Annotated in this window: 15 protein-coding genes, 1 pseudogene and 1 riboswitch; of the genes and pseudogenes, 10 read left to right on the top strand and 6 right to left on the bottom strand. The window is 63.4% G+C overall.

Annotated features, from left to right (window positions below; translation table 11 throughout):
* Positions 1 to 131: 131 nt before the first annotated feature.
* The 3 genes from ACO07C_RS19885 to serA all read left to right on the top strand — a co-directional run bounded on the left by ACO07C_RS19885 (position 132) and on the right by serA (position 4065).
* A complete protein-coding gene (locus ACO07C_RS19885) occupies positions 132 to 1004 on the top strand; it encodes an outer membrane protein (protein ID WP_421915868.1) in 873 nt (290 codons plus the stop codon).
* A 218-nt stretch (positions 1005 to 1222) separates the two neighbouring features.
* Entirely contained in the window at positions 1223 to 2398 is a 1176-nt protein-coding gene (locus ACO07C_RS19890; protein WP_421915869.1) for a phosphoserine transaminase, read from the top strand.
* Positions 2399 to 2463: 65 nt separating this feature from the next.
* Positions 2464 to 4065: a phosphoglycerate dehydrogenase gene (gene serA / locus ACO07C_RS19895; protein WP_421915870.1), complete on the top strand. Its 1602-nt coding sequence runs from the start codon at positions 2464 to 2466 to the stop codon at positions 4063 to 4065.
* Between the two features lie 54 nt (positions 4066 to 4119).
* Here serA and ACO07C_RS19900 read toward each other — a convergent pair whose 3' ends face one another.
* Positions 4120 to 5028 carry a DMT family transporter gene (locus ACO07C_RS19900; RefSeq protein ID WP_421915871.1) on the bottom strand — a complete coding sequence of 303 codons (909 nt, stop codon included), beginning with the start codon at positions 5026 to 5028 and terminating at the stop codon, positions 4120 to 4122.
* A 213-nt stretch (positions 5029 to 5241) separates the two neighbouring features.
* Here ACO07C_RS19900 and ACO07C_RS19905 point away from each other — a divergent pair, with 213 nt between their 5' ends.
* Entirely contained in the window at positions 5242 to 6540 is a 1299-nt protein-coding gene (locus ACO07C_RS19905) for an adenylosuccinate synthase (RefSeq protein ID WP_421915872.1), read from the top strand.
* A 75-nt stretch (positions 6541 to 6615) separates the two neighbouring features.
* Positions 6616 to 8427 carry a hypothetical protein gene (locus ACO07C_RS19910; RefSeq protein ID WP_421915873.1) on the top strand — a complete coding sequence of 604 codons (1812 nt, stop codon included), beginning with the start codon at positions 6616 to 6618 and terminating at the stop codon, positions 8425 to 8427.
* A gap of 31 nt (positions 8428 to 8458) precedes the next feature.
* Here the strand turns inward: ACO07C_RS19910 and ACO07C_RS19915 are convergent.
* The 4 genes and pseudogenes from ACO07C_RS19915 to ACO07C_RS19930 form a co-directional block, all read right to left on the bottom strand.
* A pseudogene (locus ACO07C_RS19915) lies at positions 8459 to 8757 on the bottom strand (CcdB family protein).
* Positions 8757 to 8870 (bottom strand): type II toxin-antitoxin system CcdA family antitoxin, encoded by a 114-nt coding sequence (locus tag ACO07C_RS19920; protein ID WP_421915874.1) that lies wholly within the window; start codon positions 8868 to 8870, stop codon positions 8757 to 8759. Before ACO07C_RS19920 ends, ACO07C_RS19915 begins: the two are co-directional and overlap by 1 nt.
* A gap of 93 nt (positions 8871 to 8963) precedes the next feature.
* Positions 8964 to 10784 carry an ABC-F family ATP-binding cassette domain-containing protein gene (locus tag ACO07C_RS19925; protein ID WP_421915875.1) on the bottom strand — a complete coding sequence of 607 codons (1821 nt, stop codon included), beginning with the start codon at positions 10782 to 10784 and terminating at the stop codon, positions 8964 to 8966.
* A 1-nt stretch (position 10785) separates the two neighbouring features.
* Positions 10786 to 11430: a thiamine diphosphokinase gene (locus ACO07C_RS19930; RefSeq protein WP_421915876.1), complete on the bottom strand. Its 645-nt coding sequence runs from the start codon at positions 11428 to 11430 to the stop codon at positions 10786 to 10788.
* 85 nt (positions 11431 to 11515) lie between these two features.
* Positions 11516 to 11630: riboswitch (TPP riboswitch) on the top strand.
* 43 nt (positions 11631 to 11673) lie between these two features.
* Between ACO07C_RS19930 and thiB the strand changes: the two genes are divergently transcribed.
* From thiB to ACO07C_RS19950, 4 genes are all read left to right on the top strand, one after another.
* Entirely contained in the window at positions 11674 to 12672 is a 999-nt protein-coding gene (gene thiB, locus ACO07C_RS19935; RefSeq protein WP_421915877.1) for a thiamine ABC transporter substrate binding subunit, read from the top strand.
* 7 nt (positions 12673 to 12679) lie between these two features.
* Entirely contained in the window at positions 12680 to 14299 is a 1620-nt protein-coding gene (thiP, locus tag ACO07C_RS19940; RefSeq protein WP_421915878.1) for a thiamine/thiamine pyrophosphate ABC transporter permease, read from the top strand.
* Positions 14296 to 15087, top strand: coding sequence for a thiamine ABC transporter ATP-binding protein (thiQ, locus tag ACO07C_RS19945; protein ID WP_421915879.1), 792 nt, complete (start codon positions 14296 to 14298; stop codon positions 15085 to 15087). The genes thiP and thiQ overlap by 4 nt, the downstream gene beginning before the upstream one ends.
* A 240-nt stretch (positions 15088 to 15327) precedes the next feature.
* Positions 15328 to 16797, top strand: coding sequence for a M48 family metalloprotease (locus ACO07C_RS19950; protein ID WP_421917572.1), 1470 nt, complete (start codon positions 15328 to 15330; stop codon positions 16795 to 16797).
* Positions 16798 to 16820: 23 nt separating this feature from the next.
* Here the strand turns inward: ACO07C_RS19950 and ACO07C_RS19955 are convergent, their stop codons facing one another.
* Positions 16821 to 17678 (bottom strand): RNA polymerase factor sigma-32, encoded by an 858-nt coding sequence (locus ACO07C_RS19955; RefSeq protein ID WP_421915880.1) that lies wholly within the window; start codon positions 17676 to 17678, stop codon positions 16821 to 16823.
* Between the two features lie 300 nt (positions 17679 to 17978).
* Here ACO07C_RS19955 and ACO07C_RS19960 point away from each other — a divergent pair, with 300 nt between their 5' ends.
* Positions 17979 to 18752, top strand: a complete 774-nt coding sequence (locus ACO07C_RS19960; RefSeq protein WP_421915881.1) for an amino acid ABC transporter substrate-binding protein — start codon at positions 17979 to 17981, stop codon at positions 18750 to 18752.
* The last annotated feature ends 79 nt before the right edge of the window (positions 18753 to 18831 follow it).

Consider the following 18831-nt stretch of genomic DNA (forward strand, 5'->3'; position numbering starts at 1 on the left):
CGACAAAAGCCACCGAAGTCAATTCGCTAACTCCCTGTTATCCTTAACCGCCACTTAACCACTATGGTTAACAATGCTTCCTGAAACGGTGCTCGCTATTGCGACCAGCGCCAACTTCGGGAGCCAGGAACATGACCTTCAAATCGCTGACAGCGCTGGCGCTTGCCGCAGTCCTCCTGCCGCTGTCGCCAGTGCACGCGGCCGACTACGATCCGCCGATCTATGTCGATCAGGCGCCGGACTATAAGCCGGTCGAGGTAGGATCCGGCTGGTACCTGCGCGGTGATGTCGGCTATGCGGTCAACAAGCCGTTCGACGATTCGGTCGGTCCGACCGGATTCACGTCAAGCAACACGCTGTTCGATGGCAGCGTTGGCATGGGTTATCACTTCACGGACTACTTCCGGGCCGATCTGAATTTCGGAATTCTGCCGACAAACAAGTTCGGCGATAGCTATGTTACAACGTGCGCCGGAACCTTGACGACAACCGTGACCAACGTCGCGTCGGGCAACATCACCAGCCAGACGAACGCGCCCGCTTCAACCCCGTGCCAAGGCTCGGACTCCGCATCAAACAAGGCCTACAGCCTGATGGCGAATGGCTATGTCGACCTCGGCACCTATGTCGGCTTCACGCCCTATGTCGGGGGTGGCGTCGGTGTCGTCTACAGCAAATTCAACAAGTCGATCGGCGCAAGCAACTGCGTTCCGACTACCACGTCAAATACGATAAACGGCAATACCACGACCCAGCAGTTCAACTGTGACAGCCCGGCCGGCTACTCCGGCGCCGTGACATCGCAAGCCAGCTACGATTTTGCCTACTCCTTGGCAGCCGGCCTCTCCTACCAGGTGACCAAGAACGTCTCGGTCGATGTTGGCTATGAATACTTCGCGATACCTGGCGCGCAGTATGTCGCCTACGACAACGGCGCTTTCGGCATCCACAAGGGGCTGGATTACCAGTCGGTCAAACTGGGTCTGCGCTACGACCTTTGGTAGACGCGGGAACCGATGAATCGAAACGGCGGGTCTCTGGCCCGCTGTTTGCTTTTGTTCTTTTGTCAAACGCGAGGCGCCGCTAGCTTCAGGGGAATCGAGTGTTGGTATCCTGTCAGCGACAAAAACTTTTCCCTTGACGCCGAAAGCGTGAGGGAATATCGCCGTCCGTGGGCCACCCCTCCCCAACGAGGGGCCACTATCTGGAAGGATAGACCACGATGACGACACCTACGAAGCCTGGACTCCGTCCGGCAAACCCCAACTTTTCTTCAGGTCCCTGCGCGAAACGTCCCGGCTGGTCGGTCGAGGCGCTGAAAAATGCCGCGCTAGGCCGATCCCACCGCGCCAAGATCGGCAAGACCAAGCTCGAACAGGCGATCGAGCTGACACGTGAAATTCTCCAGGTCCCGGCGGACTACCGCATTGGCATCGTGCCGGCGTCGGACACAGGTGCCGTCGAGATGGCGCTGTGGTCGCTGCTCGGAGAGCGTGGTGTGGACATGGTGGCCTGGGAGAGCTTTGGTTCCGGCTGGGTCACCGACGTGGTCAAGCAGCTGAAGCTCGCGGACGTCCGCAAGCTTGAAGCCGGTTATGGCGAACTGCCGGATCTCACCAAGATCGACTTCGACCGCGATGTGGTCTTCACCTGGAACGGCACCACGTCGGGCGTGCGTGTGCACAACAGCGATTTCATCCCTGCCGATCGCAAGGGGCTGACCATCTGCGACGCCACTTCGGCGGCGTTCGCGCAAAGGCTCGATTTCCAGAAGCTGGATGTCGTGACCTTTTCCTGGCAAAAGGTTCTGGGCGGCGAGGGCGCGCATGGCATGCTGATCCTCAGCCCGCGCGCCGTCGCACGGCTCGAGACGTACAAGCCGGCCTGGCCGTTGCCGAAAATCTTTCGCCTGACATCGGGCGGCAAGCTGATCGAAGGCATCTTCAAGGGCGAGACCATCAACACACCGTCGATGCTGTGCGTCGAGGACTATCTCGACGCGCTACATTGGGCGAAGTCGATCGGCGGCCTCGATGCGCTGGTCGCCAGGGCCGATGCCAATGCCGCCGTCCTCGACGGTTTTGTCGAAAAGTCTTCCTGGCTCGGCCATCTGGCCGTCGAGCCGGAGACGCGGTCGAATACCTCTGTCTGCCTGTCCTTCACCGATCCGGATGTCGCGGCGCTCGACGCCGACGGGCAGGCGGCATTTGCCAAGGGGCTGGTGACGGCGCTGGACAAGGAAGGCGTCGCCTATGACATCGGCGCCTATCGCGATGCGCCCCCCGGCCTGCGCATCTGGTGTGGCGCCACGGTCGAGACATCCGATCTCGAGGCCCTGTTGCCTTGGCTCGACTGGGCGTTCGCCAGCCAGAAGGCGTCGCTCAAGGCGGCCGCCTGAGACTTCCCGTGGCGGCCTTCGGGCCGCCCACTCCCGGATCAATCCCATTTTTCAAGGAGGCCGCCATGGCGCCCCGCGTTCTCGTCTCAGACAAACTCTCTCCCACCGCCGTGCAGATATTCAAGGATCGCGGCGTCGAGGTCGACTACCTGCCCGATCTCGGCAAGGACAAGGAAAAGCTGCTCGAAGTGATCGGCCAGTATGATGGCCTCGCCATACGCTCGGCGACCAAGGTCACCGAGAAGCTGATCAACGCCGCCACCAAGCTCAAGGTCATCGGACGCGCCGGCATCGGCGTCGACAATGTCGATATCCCGGCGGCCAGCCGCAAGGGTATCATCGTGATGAACACGCCCTTCGGCAATTCGATCACCACCGCCGAACACGCGGTGGCGATGATCTTCGCGCTCGCGCGCCAAATCCCCGAGGCCAACGCCTCGACCCATGCCGGCAAATGGGAAAAGAACCGCTTCATGGGTGTCGAGATCACCGGCAAGACGCTGGGTGTCATCGGCTGCGGCAATATCGGTTCGATCGTCGCCACGCGTGGCGTCGGCCTGAAGATGCATGTCATCGCCTTCGACCCGTTCCTGTCGGACAAGCGCGCCGAGGAGCTCGGTGTCGACAAGGTCGAGCTCGACGAGCTGTTCGCGCGCGCGGACTTCATCACGTTGCACACGCCGCTGACGGACAAGACCCGCAACATCATCGATGCCGCGGCGATCGCCAAGATGAAGAAGGGCGTGCGCATCATCAACTGCGCACGTGGCGGGCTTGTCGTCGAGGCCGACCTGGTCGCGGCGCTGAAGAGCGGCAAGGTGGCGGGCGCCGGCATCGACGTGTTCGAGGTCGAGCCGGCGGAACAGAACGAGTTGTTCGGCATGGAAAATGTGGTGGCCACACCGCATCTCGGCGCCTCGACGGCGGAAGCACAGGAGAATGTCGCGCTGCAGGTCGCCGAACAGATGGCCGATTACCTGATCAAGGGCGCTGTCTCCAACGCCATCAACATGCCGTCGATCACGGCGGAAGAAGCGCCGCGGCTGAAGCCGTTCGTCAAGCTCGCCGAAGTGCTCGGCGCCTTTGTCGGCCAGGTCACCGACGATCCGATCAACGAGGTCGAGATCCTGTTCGACGGCTCGACAGCCACGATGAACACGCGCGCGCTGATCAGCGCGGCCCTTGCCGGGCTAATCCGGCCGCAGGTCGCCGACGTCAACATGGTTTCGGCGCCGATCATGGTGAAGGAGCGCGGCATCATCGTCGCCGAGGTCAAGCGCGACAAGTCGGGCGTGTTCGACGGCTATATCAAGCTTACCGTTAAGACCGAGCACATGACGCGCTCGATCGCCGGCACCTGCTTCTCGGACGGCAAGCCGCGCTTCATCCAGATCAAGGGCATCAATCTCGATGCCGAGGTTGGACAGCACATGCTCTACACGACCAATGCCGACGCGCCCGGCATCATCGGCCTGCTTGGCACGGTGTGCGGCGAGAATGGCGTCAACATCGCCAACTTCCAGCTTGGCCGGAACCGGCCCGGTGGCGATGCCATCGCGCTGCTCTATCTCGACGCGCCGTTCCCCGAAAAAGTGCTGGAACAGGTCAAGTCGCACAAGTCGATCGACTCGGCCAAGCGGCTGCAGTTCGACGTCAGCGCGATGTGATCGCGTTACGATAAAGGCTCCAAAGGCGCGGCCTCGTCCGCGCCTTTCTGTTTTTCAGCCAACAGGCGCCTGCCGCCTGGAAGCCTTGCGGCCGCTGTATTCGGCAAGCCCGATGCCGCCCAGCACGAGCACAAGCGCGAGCGCCTGATAGGGCTGGAACGTCTCGCCGACGATCAGCACCGAAAGCAGTGTACCGAAGATCGGCACCAGGTTGATGAACAGGCCGGCACGGTTGGCGCCGATCAACTCGTTGCCGCGAATGTAGGTCATCTGCGAGATGACTGACGCGCCGATCGCGGTGTAGACAATGACCGCCCAGCCATGCGCGTCGGGCACTATGACCTTGCCGGCAGCTACTTCCCAGAGGAAGAAGGGCAATGAGGTGACCAGCGCGGCGACCGATAGCGAAAGCATCAGGCTCTGCCAGCGCAACACCGGCTTCAGCCGCAAGCCGACAGAGTAGCCGCTGTAGAGAAACACGGCGACCAGCATGATCGCGTCGCCGAAATTAAGCTCCAGTGTCATCAGCCGGCGCGGGTCGCCGTGGCAGGCAGTCAGGATAACGCCGACGATGGTCAGCACGACACCGGCAATCTGCGCCCAGTTCACGCGGAGGCGGAAGAAGACGAAATTGGCTGTCATGATCAGGATCGGCATTGCCGCCTGCTCGATCGAGACGTTGATCGCCGTCGTGTAGTTGAGAGCGGTGTAGAAGATCGTGTTGAACAAGGTGAAGCCGCTGGCACCGAGCGCGGCCAGGACGAACCAGTGCCGGCGCACCACCGGCCAGTCCTCTCGTATCGTGCGCCAGCCGATAGGCAGCAGGATCGTTACCGCCAGCACCCAGCGCAGGAAGACCAGCGTCATCGGCGAGACGTGACCGACCGCGAGCTTGCCTGCCACGGAGTTCCCGCCCCATAGCAAGGTGGTGAGCAGCAGGAATATATAGGCGCTTCGATGCATGGCGAATTCCAGCCGGAGCGAGATGCGCCGCGGATACTTGCCGGCCTATTGCGGCGAATTGGACAAGTAAATGATGTCAAAGCCGAAAATTGTTGTGCCTCAGGGCGTTTTCAGCGGCAAAGAATGGTCGCACTTGGCTGGGCTTGACGCTATAGAGGCCTGTCGTTTTGAACAGTCTTCCAGCCGCGGTGCGGCGTCTCAAGGGAAATAATCATGGCCAATGTGGTGGTCGTCGGCTCGCAGTGGGGTGACGAAGGCAAGGGCAAGATCGTCGACTGGCTGTCGGAGCGCGCCGATGTGGTGGTGCGCTTCCAGGGTGGCCACAACGCCGGCCACACGCTTGTTGTCGACGGCAAGGTCTACAAGCTGTCGCTGCTGCCGTCGGGCGTCGTGCGCCAGGGCAAGCTCTCCATCATCGGCAACGGCGTCGTCTTCGACCCGCACGCTTTCGTCGCCGAAGTGGCGAAGCTCAAGGCGCAAGGTGTGGAGGTGACGCCGGATCGCCTGAAAATAGCCGAAAACACGGCGCTTATCCTGTCACTGCACCGGGAACTGGACGGCTTCCGCGAGGACGCGGCCTCCAATTCCGGAACGAAGATTGGCACGACCCGCCGCGGCATCGGCCCCGCCTATGAAGACAAGGTGGGCCGGCGTGCCGTCAGGGTGATGGATTTGGCGGATTTGGACACGCTGCCCGTGAAGGTCGACAGATTGCTGACGCACCACAATGCGCTGCGCCGGGGGCTCGGCCATGCCGAGGTCACGCATGAGGCGATCATGCAGGAGCTGACTTCGGTGGCCGATCAGATACTGCCCTACATGGACCGGGTCTGGAAGATCCTCGATGACAAGCGCCGGGCCGGCGAGCGCATCCTGTTCGAGGGCGCGCAAGGCACGTTGCTTGATATCGACCACGGCACCTATCCGTTCGTCACCTCGTCCAACACGGTCGCCGGGCAGGCGGCTGCCGGCTCCGGCGTCGGTCCGGGTGCCATCGGCTATGTGCTCGGCATCACCAAGGCTTACACGACCCGCGTCGGCGAAGGCCCATTCCCGACCGAGCAGAAGAACGAGGTCGGCGAGTTCCTCGGCACGCGCGGCCATGAATTCGGCGTCGTCACCGGACGCAAGCGCCGCTGCGGCTGGTTCGATGCGGTGCTTGTGCGGCAGGCCGTCGCCGTGAACGGCATCAAGGGCATCGCGCTGACCAAGCTCGACGTGCTCGACGGGCTGGACGAGATCAAGGTCTGCACCGGCTACCGCCTCGATGGCGAGATGATCGACTACCTGCCGGCGAGCCAGGGCGCGCAGGCGCGTGTCGAGCCGGTCTACGAGACGCTGGAGGGGTGGAAAGGCACCACCGCCGGCGCGCGCAGCTGGAACGACCTGCCGGCCCAGGCCGTCAAATATGTCCGCTATATCGAGGAGTTGATTGGCGCACCGGTCGCACTGCTCTCCACCAGCCCGGAACGGGACGACACGATACTTGTGACCGATCCGTTTCAAGACTAGTTTCTCAAGGCTTTCCGGGCATCGCGGCTGATTTGCGAAGGCCGGCCCAGAAATAAAATACAGGTCGACTGAAGCATGGCAGATTTCGTTGCTATTCTGAAAAGGGCGCTCGACAAGCACGGCGACGAGACGCCCGAAAAGCGCACGCGTATCTATGGTAGCGTCCGCACCATGCTGGCGAAGAAGCTTGCGGAAATTTCGCCGCCACTGGCTAGCGAGGCTATAGCCAAGGAGAAGCGCTCGCTGGAAGACGCCATCGCGAGCGTCGAGCGGGACTATGCCAAGACCGTGCCGGAGACCGACCCGCTCGCGGAGCTGGAAAACATATTTTCTTCCATCGACCGCAACAAGAACCAGTCAAGTCATGTCCGGCAGCCGGTTGCCGCTCCGCCGCCGCCCAGGCCCGAGCCCACCAGGCCCCAGTCTGCCAGACCTGAGTCTGCCAGACCCGAGCCCGTAAGGCATGAGACCGCGAGGTCTGAGCCGGCGAGGCCCGAGACAGTCAGGCCGGCACCGCCGCCATTCGTCGCCAAGCCGACGCCTCCCGCCGCGCGGGTGGAGCCTAGCTGGCAGCGGCCGGCCCCAACGGCTCCGTCCTTTCCGGATCGCGCCGGGCAGGATTCCGACGATTCCGTTCTGCCGGGCATGGACGAGGGCGAGTCCGACGAGAAGGGCGACATTTTCGCCAATGACGAGAGGCCGGCCGGCGACACGTTCGAGCGCCTGCGCCCGGCTCGGCGCAGGCGTAGTTATGGCGGGCTGATCGCCGCCGTGGTTGCATTGGCCATCATTGGCGGCGGCGCCTATGGCATCTGGCTGAACAAGGGTGCATTCGGCAAGATGTTCGGTTCGGGTGACAGCAAGGTGGTGAAGACCGAGCCTCTGAAAGCCGCGCCCGCCAACCCTGTGGCCAACCCAGCGGCCAACGCCGCCGCATCGCCGCCGGCTGCCGCGACCAGCACAACGGACGCCGCTGGGGGAACCAAATTCACCCAGCGCCTGACGCCCCAGGGCAGCGAGACGGATCCCGGCCCGGCCGGCGGGCAAACCGGTATTGGCGAGGGTGAATCCGTCGCCACGCTGACCACCCCACCGCCCACGCATCCGACCACCACGCCGCCTGCGGGTGATGCACAGGCCGCGGCAACGCCTCCGGCGAACGCGCCCGCGGCCGCAACCACCCCATCGGCGCCCGCCGCGGCACCGGCAACACCTCCGGTCGGCGGAACCGCTCCCGCCGCGCCAGCCGCCGTCGCCACGCCGGTGGCGCCAGGGACAACACCCGCACCAGCAGGCACCACGCCGGCACCGGCATCCGCCGAGCCGACAGTGGCCGTGGGCCAGAAGGCGATCTTCTACGAGGAGCGCACCAGCACATCTCAAGGTTCGGCCGAGCCCGGCAGCATCGTCTGGTCCCTGGTCCAGGAATCGCCTGGCGGTGACCTTCCGCCGGAACCGGCGATCCGCGCCGAGGCGACCATTCCCGGCAAGGATATCCAGCTGCGCATGACCATTCGCCGCAATACCGACCGGACGCTGCCGGCCAGCCACATCATCGAGATGATCTTCCTGACGCCCGAGGGTTTTGAGGGCGGTGGCGTCGACAACATCCTGCGCGTTGCCATGAAGAGTTCGGAACAGGACGCCGGCAGCCCGCTGATCGGCATCCCCGCCAAGATCGCCGACGGCTTCTTCCTGGTCGCGCTCAACGACACCAAGGCGGACGAAGATGCCAATCTGACCCTGCTCAGGGGCCAGGACTGGATCGACGTGCCGGTCGTCTACAAGACCGGACGGCGGGCGCTGCTGACCATGGAAAAGGGCATTCCGGGCGAGAAGGTGTTCGACGAAGCGATCAAGGCCTGGCAAGCGAAGACGGCGGGCTGAGGAAGGACGTCTCGCTCGGTGGGGCCGCCGTTCAGAAGCCCTGGAAAAGCATATCGAGCGCGGCGACGACGTGGTCGTTCTGCTTTGCGATATTAAGACGACTTTCGCCCAGTTCATGGATTGGCATCGTCGCAATCAGATGAGTGGCCATGACGAGTTTTCGGCCGTTGATCTCGACGACCGGATGGAGCTCCGCATCGGGGGAGGTACCGCGGCGATCGGCAGCAGCGGAACAACGACACGCGCTTTGAAATGGTCGAGCATGTCCGATTGAACGTCGAGCAGATAGCTGCCTTCGATGCCTCCAGCGAAGACATCGTAACGAGCCATCAGAATTGCCGGTGCTCTTTCAGTGGAACACGGTGTTGTTCCACATAGTCATTCCACGCGTCCATGGTGGCGCGGTTTTCAAGTTTCCAAAGCCTGGCTTTTCCGGCAGCCACCGCCTCGATTCAGAAGGCGAACCGGGCATTCACCGTTGGTCGCTTCAATCGACAAAGTGTTGTCGATTGATTTGGCCGCGGCGAAACGCTTCTTCAGCCCTCCATCTCCTCCCGCAGCATCTCAAGCTCCAGCCATTCCTCCTCGAGCGCCGCCAGTGTCGCGCGCTCCTTGTCGAGGGCTGCGATCGTCTTCTGGAACGAAGCCGGATCGCGCTCGTAATAGGCGGGGTCGGCGATGTTGTTTTCCAGCCGGGAGATCGACGCGGTAACCGCCTCTATCTTCTTGGGTAGAGATTCAAGCGCGAATTTCTGCTTGAACGACAGCTTCTTCGCCGGGCTTTTCGGGGCTGATACCTCGGCCTTGCTTGCTCCGGTCGGTTCGCCATTCTCGACCTTCGCCCGCGATTTGCGGTCGTCGAGCCGGGTGCCGCCACGTTGTGCCAGCATGTCCGAATAGCCGCCGGCATATTCGATCCAGCGGCCGCCGCCATCCGGCGCGATGATGCTGGTGACGGTGCGATCGAGGAAATCGCGGTCGTGGCTGACCAGGATCACCGTGCCGGCAAAACCGGCGACCAGTTCCTGCAGCAGTTCCAGCGTCTCCATGTCGAGATCGTTGGTCGGCTCGTCGAGCACCAGGAGGTTTGCCGGCCGCGCCAGCACGCGCGCCAGCAGCAGGCGCGCCCGCTCGCCGCCCGAAAGCTCGCGCACCGGCGTGCGCGCCTGTTCCGGCTTGAACAGGAAGTCCTTCATGTAGGAGACGACATGGCGCTGCTCGCCATTGATGACGAGGTTCTCGCCGCGTCCGTCGGTGAGATATTGCGCCAGCGTTTCGGCCGGGTCGACCGCCTCGCGTTTCTGGTCGAGCGTGGCGATTTCCAGATTGGTGCCGAGCCGCACCGAGCCGGCGTCAGGCTTCATCTCGCCGGTCAGCATCTTCAGGAGGGTCGTCTTGCCAGCACCGTTGGGTCCGACCAGGCCGATACGGTCGCCACGCTGGATGCGGGTGGAGAATTCCTTGACCACGGTGAGGTCGCCAAAGCTCTTCTCGATGTTCTTGGCCTCGATCACGAGCTTGCCGGATTCCGCGGCGTCGCTGGCCACCATGGTGGCCGAGCCTTCGGCACCGCGATGGCCGCGAAAGCGCTGGCGCATGGTCTGTAATTCGCCGAGCCTGCGCATGTTGCGCTTGCGCCGCGCCGTCACGCCATAGCGCAGCCAGTGCTCCTCGCGCACGATCTGCCGGCCGAGCTTGTGCTGTTCGCGCTCTTCCTCTTCCAGCACCAGGTCGCGCCATTCCTCGAAATGGCCGAAACCCTTGTCCAGCCTGCGGGTCTGGCCACGATCGAGCCAGACGGTTGCGCGCGAGACGCGCTCGAGAAAGCGGCGGTCGTGCGAAATCACGATGAGCGCGGAAGACGTGCGGGCAAGTTCCTCTTCCAGCCACTCGATCACCGACAGGTCAAGATGGTTAGTCGGCTCGTCAAGCAGCAGAATATCGGGCTCCGGCGCCATGACGCGGGCAAGTGCGGCGCGCCGTGCCTCTCCGCCGGACAGGTCGCTCGGCCGCTCGTCGCCGGACAGGCCGAGATGCTCCATCAGATAGGTGGCGCGATAGGGATCATCCGCCGGTCCAAGCCCTGCCTCGACATAGGCGCGGATGTTGGTGAAGCCATCCATATCGGGCATTTGCGGCAGATAGCGCACAGTTGCCGAAGGTTGGCGAAAGACTTCGCCGTCCTGTGGCTCGATCAGGCCAGCCGCGATCTTCAGCAGCGTCGACTTGCCCGAGCCGTTGCGGCCGACAAGCGCGATCTTGTCGCCGGCCGAAGCGGCCAATGCGGCACCGTCGAGCAGCGGCGTGCCGCCGAAGGTGAGTTTTATGCCGTCGAGATTGAGAAGCGGCGGGGCCATGTCAGCTTTCTGGAAGAGGATAAGGGTGAGCCAGCAGCAGCGCGCGACCGCCGCCCAGAGCGATTTCAAGCCGGCCCCTGACCTCGTTGGAAATGGTCAGCGACGAGCCGAATGCGACCTCGACATGATCCAGCGGCCATTTGGCGCCTTTGACCGTGAGGCCGGAGAGGTCCGAGAAACCAAGGACTGAAAACAAGGTGGTGTCGGCGTAGTCGAAGCCGGCTTGTCCCGGCAGCAAGGGGATGGCTTCCTGCGCGCCGCTGGTCAACAGCACTTCCGTCCCGGCCTCGGCCAGCCGCAGACCGAGCGCCAGATGCAGGAAGGCGTGGTCCGCACGCCTGCCGCCGAAGGCTCCAACCAGGATCAGGCGCGTCGCGCCACGCTCGAGTGCGGCGCCAATGGCCAGTTCCCCATCGGTCTTGTCCTTCTCCGCGGGGAAAGTGCGGCGCGGCACGGTGGCCAGATCATCGGGCAGATTGGCTGGTATGGAATCGAAGTCGCCGACCCACAGTTCCGGGACAAGGCCCAACAGCCGCGCATGGCCGATGCCGGCATCGGCGGCGATAATCCGGGAGCCCTCGACCTGGCGGTCGAGCCGCGGCGTGCGGATGAGTTCGCCGCCAAGCAGGATGGTGAATGTGCTCATGCGCGTCGCCCTTACCAGCCCGGCACGGGAAACGGAAGGCGGCAAACTCCACTTGCGTGGTTCGTCGACCGGGCCTATGTGTCGAAACGCTCTAACGGGGTGCCGGACGCGATCTTCGCGGACCGGCTGAGAGGCAACCTTGCCAACCCGCTGAACCTGATCCGGTTTGTACCGGCGGAGGGATTAGACGTTTCGGACAGTCCGACGCCTCAATTCCTTTCAATTCGAACGAAGGAGGCGCCGATGCGCACGCTTTTATACTCTGTTGTCTCAGCCATGGTTGTTGCCCTGTCCGGTCCGGCCTTCGCCAAGGACAAGCTCACCATCTACACCTATGAGAGCTTCACCGCCGACTGGGGTCCCGGTCCCGCCGTGAAGAAGGAATTCGAGGCCGAATGCGGCTGCGATGTCGACTTCGTCTCGGTCGCCGACGGTGTGGCCCTGCTCAACCGCGTCAAGCTGGAAGGCGCCTCGACCAAAGCTGATATCGTGCTCGGCCTCGACACCAATCTCACCGCCGAGGCCAAGGCCACTGGCTTGTTTGCCCCGCACGGCCCGGTTTCGGACGTCAAAGTGCCCGGCGGCTGGACTGACGATACGTTTGTCCCGTTCGACTATGGCTATTTCGCCGTAGTCTATGACACGCAGAAGCTGAAGACGCCGCCAAAGAGCCTCAAGGATCTGGTCGAGGGCAGCGCCGACGACAAGATCGTCATCCAGGACCCGCGCACCTCCACACCCGGCCTCGGCCTGCTGCTCTGGGTCAAGTCCGTCTATGGCGACAAGGCGCCCGAAGCCTGGGCCAAGCTCAAGACCAAGGTGCTGACCGTGACGCCAGGCTGGAGCGAGGCCTACGGCCTGTTCACCAAGGGCGAGGCGCCAATGGTGCTGTCCTACACGACGTCGCCAGCCTATCACATGGTCGCGGAGAAGACCGATCGCTATCAGGCAGCGTCCTTCGAAGAGGGCGAATACCTGCAGATCGAGGTCGCCGGGATCACCACCACCGGAGCCAAGAATCCGCTGGCGGAAAAGTTCCTGGCCTTCATGACCGGGCCGAAGTTCCAGGATGTCATCCCCGAGACCAACTGGATGTTCCCCGCCGGCAAGACCGATGCGCCGCTCAATCCGGCCTTCGACAAACTGGTCAAGCCGACCAAGACCTTGCTGTTCAGCCCTGAGGAAGTCGCCGCCAACCGCAAGGTCTGGGTGGATGAATGGCTGGCTGTGATGAGCAAGTAGACGGGCAATGATGCCGGCGCGTTCGACCGACCCCCGCGTCACCGCCGGCATCGTCGCGCTTGCCGCGATCGCGCTGCTGATCGGCGGTGCGATCGCCGGCCTCCTCCACGAAGGCGTCAGGGATCCCTCGGGTGCGTGGGCGGCCTTCAATCCCTACCTCTTCCGCGTCGTCCGCTTCACCTTGTGGCAGGCGGCGCTGTCAACGCTGCTCTCGGTCGTGCCGGCGTTGTTCGTCGCGCGCGCTTTGTCTCGGCATCCACGCTTCTTCGGACGAAGCTTCATCCTGCAACTGTTCGCCGTGCCGCTGGCGCTGCCGGCCATCGTCGCCGCGCTCGGCATCCTGGCGCTCTACGGCCGTGCCGGTTATTTCGCCGGCGTTTTCACCGCGCTCGGCAACGGAAGCTGGCCGGGCATCTACGGCCTGTCGGGCATCCTCGTTGCGCATGTCTTCTTCAACCTGCCGCTCAGCGTCAGGTTGTTTCTTGAAGCGTTGCAGACGGTGCCCGCCGACCAGTGGCGGCTGGCGAGCCAGCTTGGCATGGGCGCCAGGCCGGCCTTTCGGTTGATCGAGTGGCCCACGCTGCGCGCCGCCATTCCCGGCGTTGCCGGGCTGGTGTTCATGCTTTGCATCACGTCCTTCACAATCGTGCTGACGCTGGGCGGTGGTCCGCGCGCGACGACGCTGGAGGTCGCGATCTATCAGGCGCTGCGCTTTGATTTCGATCCCGCGCTCGCGGTGGCGCTGACAGCGCTGCAGATCGCCTTGACCTTCATCGTGGTGCTGGCCCTGACGCGGCTTGGCGTCAACGTGGTCGGCGATGCCAATCTGCCCGTGGCGCCGCGCCGTTATCTTTCGGCTGGCAGGGCCGAGACCTGGCTCAACGCCGCGCTGATCGTTCTCGCGCTGCTGTTCGTCGCGGGCCCGATGGCGGCGACGGTGATGGCCGGGCTTGGAGCCGATCTCGGCCGCCTGGCCGGCGAGAGCGCGGTGCGGCAGGCGACGCTGACCAGTGCCGTGCTCGCCTTCCTGTCGGCACTGCTCTCGGTGATGCTGTCGCTGTCCCTGGTCATGGCGCGCCGGGCGTTGTCCCTGAACCGGAAGCGCGGTTCGAGGACATTGCTCGAACACGCCACGGATACCGGCGCCGGCTTCGTCCTCGTCGTGCCGCCGATCGTCATCGGCGCAGGCTGGTTCCTGCTGTTGCGCAATGTCAGCGACGTCTTCGCCATCGCGCCGATCATGGTCGTCACCGTCAACGCGGTGATGGCGATGCCCTTCGCTATCCGGGCCGTACGTCCCGCCCATGACGCGGCAAGCGAGCGGCACGAACGGCTTTGTGCGCAGCTCGGTATTTCAGGCTGGAACCGGCTGATACTGGTCGATTGGCCATCACTGCGGCGCCCGCTCGCCACGGCCTTCGCCTTCGCGATGGCGCTGTCGCTGGGCGATCTCGGCGTCATCGCCCTGTTCGGCAGTGATTCCGTGCAGACATTGCCCTATCTGCTGCTGGCGCGCATGGGCAGCTATCGCACCGAGGACGCGGCCGGACTGGCGCTGCTGCTTGGCCTTGTCTGCCTGGCGCTTGTCCTGGCCTCGGACCAGCTGGGGAGGGGACGGAAGGCATGACGCTCGCAAAGGCGCAGGGAGGGGACGGGAACGCAGGTGGAGCCGCCGTGCGGCTCGAGAATGTCTCGTTCAGCTATGGCGAGGCAACGCTCGTTTTCGATGTCAGTTTCGCCGCGGCGAAGATCACCGCCATCATGGGCCCGAGCGGTTCGGGGAAATCGACCCTGCTCAATCTGGTCGCGGGGTTCGAGTCACCGCGCTCCGGCCGCGTGCTGATCGGCGGTATCGATGTCGGCATGGAGCCACCTTCGGCGCGGCCGGTGTCGATGGTGTTCCAGGAGAACAATCTCTTTGCCCATCTTTCAGTTGAACAGAATGTCGGGCTCGGTCGATCGCCTTCATTGCGGTTGAGCGAGGCGGACCGGGTTGCGATCGCCATGGCGATCGATCGCACCGGCCTAGCCGGCAAGGAGAGGCGATTGCCGCGCGAACTCTCCGGCGGCGAACGTCAGCGCGTCGCGCTCGCCCGGGTCCTGGTGCGCGACCGCCCGGTGCTTCTGCTGGACGAGCCCTTTGCCTCACTGGGCCCAGCCTTGCGTGACGACATGCTCGACCTTGTAGCCGGCGTGCATGCCGATCGTCCGATGACGGTGCTGTTCGTCACGCATCAGCCTGAAGACGCGCGCCGCATCTGCCAGAATGTGGTGTTCCTGGACAATGGCGCGGTTGCCGCGACAGGCGCGGCGGCTGACTTTTTTGCCGGGGCTGGTCCGGAAGTCTTCCAACGCTATATCGGGTCAGGCCCGGTTGGCGTCGGATCACGAGATATTGCCCGGAAGCCGACATAATTTACGGTCAAACCGGCCAAGGGCGACGCGGCGCTTGCTTGCCATGATCAGGGTAGTATGGCTAGGTCCACCCTGCGTTGGTGCGGCATGGCCGTGATTTGCCGGAAACGCCGGGCGTGATCCCGCACGCCATAAGACGTTGCAAGATGTTGATTTCGCGCGTGATCTCCACGAGTTTTCGAGATCATGGGCCAGACCTGGAAGGAAGCGGTTCTGTCGACCCGCATGCAAAGAGTACGGATGAACCCGCTGGCGCGTTTTCTCGCGCTGGCCGGCTTTGCCGTGGCGCTGGCGAGCTGCCAGATGTTCACGCCTCCGGAAGTCCAGGAATCAGGTTTCCAGCCTTCCGACAAACCGATCACGGTCGACAACGTCGCCGCCAACAGCAAGCTCGCCGAAATGGCCAAGGCGCAGCATCCGCGCATCCTTGCCACCTATGGCGGCGAATATTCCGATCCCAAGCTCGAACGCATGGTTGCCAAGGTCGTCGGCAATCTGACAGTCGTGTCGGCAAACCCGACCCAGACCTATCGCATCACCATCCTGAACTCGCCCAACGTCAACGCCTTCGCATTGCCGGGCGGTTATCTCTACATCACACGCGGCCTGCTCGCGCTGGCCAATGATTCGTCCGAGCTGGCCGCGGTCATCGCGCATGAAATGGGCCACGTCACCGCCAATCACGGTCTGCAGCGCCAACAGCTGGAGGCCGAGGAAGGCCTGGCGACCAAGGTGGTCTCCGACGTGCTCGGCGACAGCCCGACCGCCAAGGCGGCCCTCATCCGTGGCAAGCTCAGGCTCGCCCAGTTCTCGCGCAACCAGGAACTGGAGGCCGATGCCATCGGCATCAAGTCGATCGGCGAAGCCGGCTATGACCCCTATGCCGCCGGCCGCTTCCTTCAGTCGATGTCGGCCTATACCGACTTCCGCTCGATCAGCGGCGCCACCGACCCAAGCCTCGACTTCCTGGCGACCCACCCCAACACGCCGCAACGCATCGACCTGGCTCAGCGCCATGCCCGCCAGTTCGGCGCGCCCGGCGTCGGCACGCGCGATCGCGATTCCTTCCTCGCTGGCATAGACGGCCTGCTCTACGGCGACACGCCCGAGGAAGGCTATGTGCGGGGTGAAACCTTCCTGCATCCGGGCCTTGGTGTGTCCTTCTCTGTGCCCGAAGGCTTTGTCATCGACAATTCGGCGGCAGCGGTGACCGCGACCGGCCCCGGCGACATGGCGATCCGTTTCGATGGCGTCTCGATCGACAAGAACCGCGCGCTGACCGACTATATACGCAGCGGCTGGGTTGCCGGCCTTGTCGACAGCAGCGTGAAGCAGGAGACGATCAACGGCAATGAGGCGGCGACCGCGCATGCGGGTGCCGAGGGATGGCAGTTCGATATCGCGGTGATCCGCGCCGGTGGACAGGTTTACCGGCTCTTGACGGCGGCACCATCGGCCAGCACCAACCTGGACAGTGTGGCGCGTTCGGTCAGCGGCTCGTTCCGCATCCTCAGCGCCGCCGAAAAGGCGGCACTGAAGCCGTTGCATATCCGCGTCGTCACCGTCCAGCCGGGGCAGACTTTGGGTTCGCTGTCGGCTCAGATGGTTGGCGTCGACCGCAAGCTCGACCTGTTCCGCGTGCTCAACGCGCTGTCGCCGGGTGCCGCGGTTTCGGCCGGCGACAAGGTCAAGATCGTCACGGACAAGTAGCGGTCCGCTTCACGCCGCTCATGTCAGGCAGCCATGAATTCCGGGTTCTGCCTGACCAGCGCGACCTTGAGCTTCTCCATGGCGCGCGCCTCGATCTGGCGAACACGTTCCTTGGAGATGCCGAGCGTCTCGCCAAGCGCCTCAAGTGTCGCGCCTTCCTCGGTCAAGCGGCGCTCTTCGATGATCCTCAGTTCCCGGGCGTTCAGCGCGCCGAGCGCTGCCTTGAGCCAGAGCGCACGGCGCTCGATGTCGATCGTGTCGCCGACGACCTCGTCGGGCAGCGGATCGTCCGACACCAGAAAGTCCATGCGTTCCGTGGTGCCTGCTTCGTCCGACAGTGGCGCGTTGAGCGAACTGTCCGGCGCCGACAGGCGTGAATCCATCATCGCGACATCGGCCTCGGAGACGCCGAGCGCGACCGAGACTTCATGATAGAGCGTGGCGTTCGAGAGCGGCTCGCTACCGTTGGCCAGACGCGCACGCAGGCGCCGCAGATTGAAGAACAGCGCCTTCTGGGCGGAACTTGTGCCGCCGCGCACGATCGACCAGTTGCGAAGGATATAATCCTGCATCGCCGCGCGGATCCACCACGTCGCATAGGTCGAAAAGCGCACTTCACGCTCCGGCTCGAAACGCGCGGCCGCTTCGAGCAAGCCGACATGGCCCTCCTGAATCAGGTCGCCCAGCGGCAGGCCGTAGTGACGGAACTTCGAGGCCATCGAGATCACCAGGCGCATGTGCGCGACGGTGATGCTGTGCAGCGCATGCTGGTCGTTTTCTTCCTTCCAACGCAAAGCGAGGATGTGCTCCTGGTCTCGTTCGAGATAGGGAGCCTTCATCGCCGCACGGACCATCGTGCGTCCTGCCGTGTCCTGGATCATACCACGCTCCCTCTTTCGTGCGCTCGGACGGCGGGAAGGTTGAAATGACGACGCCGTGCCCTACAACTGCGGTAAAACGTGTCACGCGGGAGAATGGTTCCGCTGTGCCCATCATGCGGATCGTGCCGATCATGGCGTTCCGCAGAGGCGATGGTTGGCGCCAATCGATGCAGTTTTGAGTATCTGATTTCAGGTGGCTTTATTCTTCGGAATTTTGTTCCTTATTTTGTTTGCCCGCATATGTCATTTTCCAATCCTCACAATGCGCCGCGGAGCGGCCAAGGACGGGATCACAGAAAAATGAAATGGCTTAAATCACTCTTAGTCGCCGGAGCCCTTCAGGTCATGGCCGTCGCAGCCGGTCATGCTGGCGCCAATCTCGATCAGATCAAGCAGGCCGGCACGATCAAGATCGGCACGGAAGGAACCTACGCGCCCTTCACCTATCACGACGCTTCCGGCGCACTGGTCGGTTTCGATGTCGAGATCGCCAAGGCGATCGCGGACAAGCTGGGCGTCAAGCCGCAGTTCCTCGAGGGCAAGTGGGATGGGCTGATCGCCGGCCTCGATGCCAACCGTTACGACGCCGTCATCAACGAAGTCGGCATCACCGACGCCCGCAAGGCGAAGTACGATTTCTCCGATCCTTACATCGCTTCAAAGGCCGTTTTGATCGTGCGCGGTGACAACACCGACATCAAGAGCTTCGCTGATCTGAAAGGCAAGAAGTCCGCACAGTCGCTGACCTCGAACTTCGGCAAGCTGGCCGAGACGAACGGCGCGGAACTGGTCGGCACGGATGGCTTCGACCAGTCGATCCAGCTGCTGCTGACCGGCCGCGCCGACGCCACCATCAATGACAGCCTGTCCTTCCTCGACTTCAAGAAGCACAAGCCCGACGCCAATGTGAAGATTGCCGCGCAGGAAGAAAATGCCGACTATTCCGGCGTCATCGTGCGCAAGGGCGATCCGGAACTGGTCGCCGCGATCAACAAGGCGCTGGCCGACATCAAGGCTGACGGTACCTACAAGAAGATCGCCGACACCTATTTCGGCCAGGACGTTTCGAAGTAATTGATGTTTGGGCCGGTCTACGGCCCCGCGGCATGTGCAGCGGCGAGCCGTCTTTGACGGCCCGCCGCTTTTGTCGTGA

Source organism: Mesorhizobium sp. (genome assembly GCF_965229135.1).
GTDB lineage: Bacteria > Pseudomonadota > Alphaproteobacteria > Rhizobiales > Rhizobiaceae > Mesorhizobium.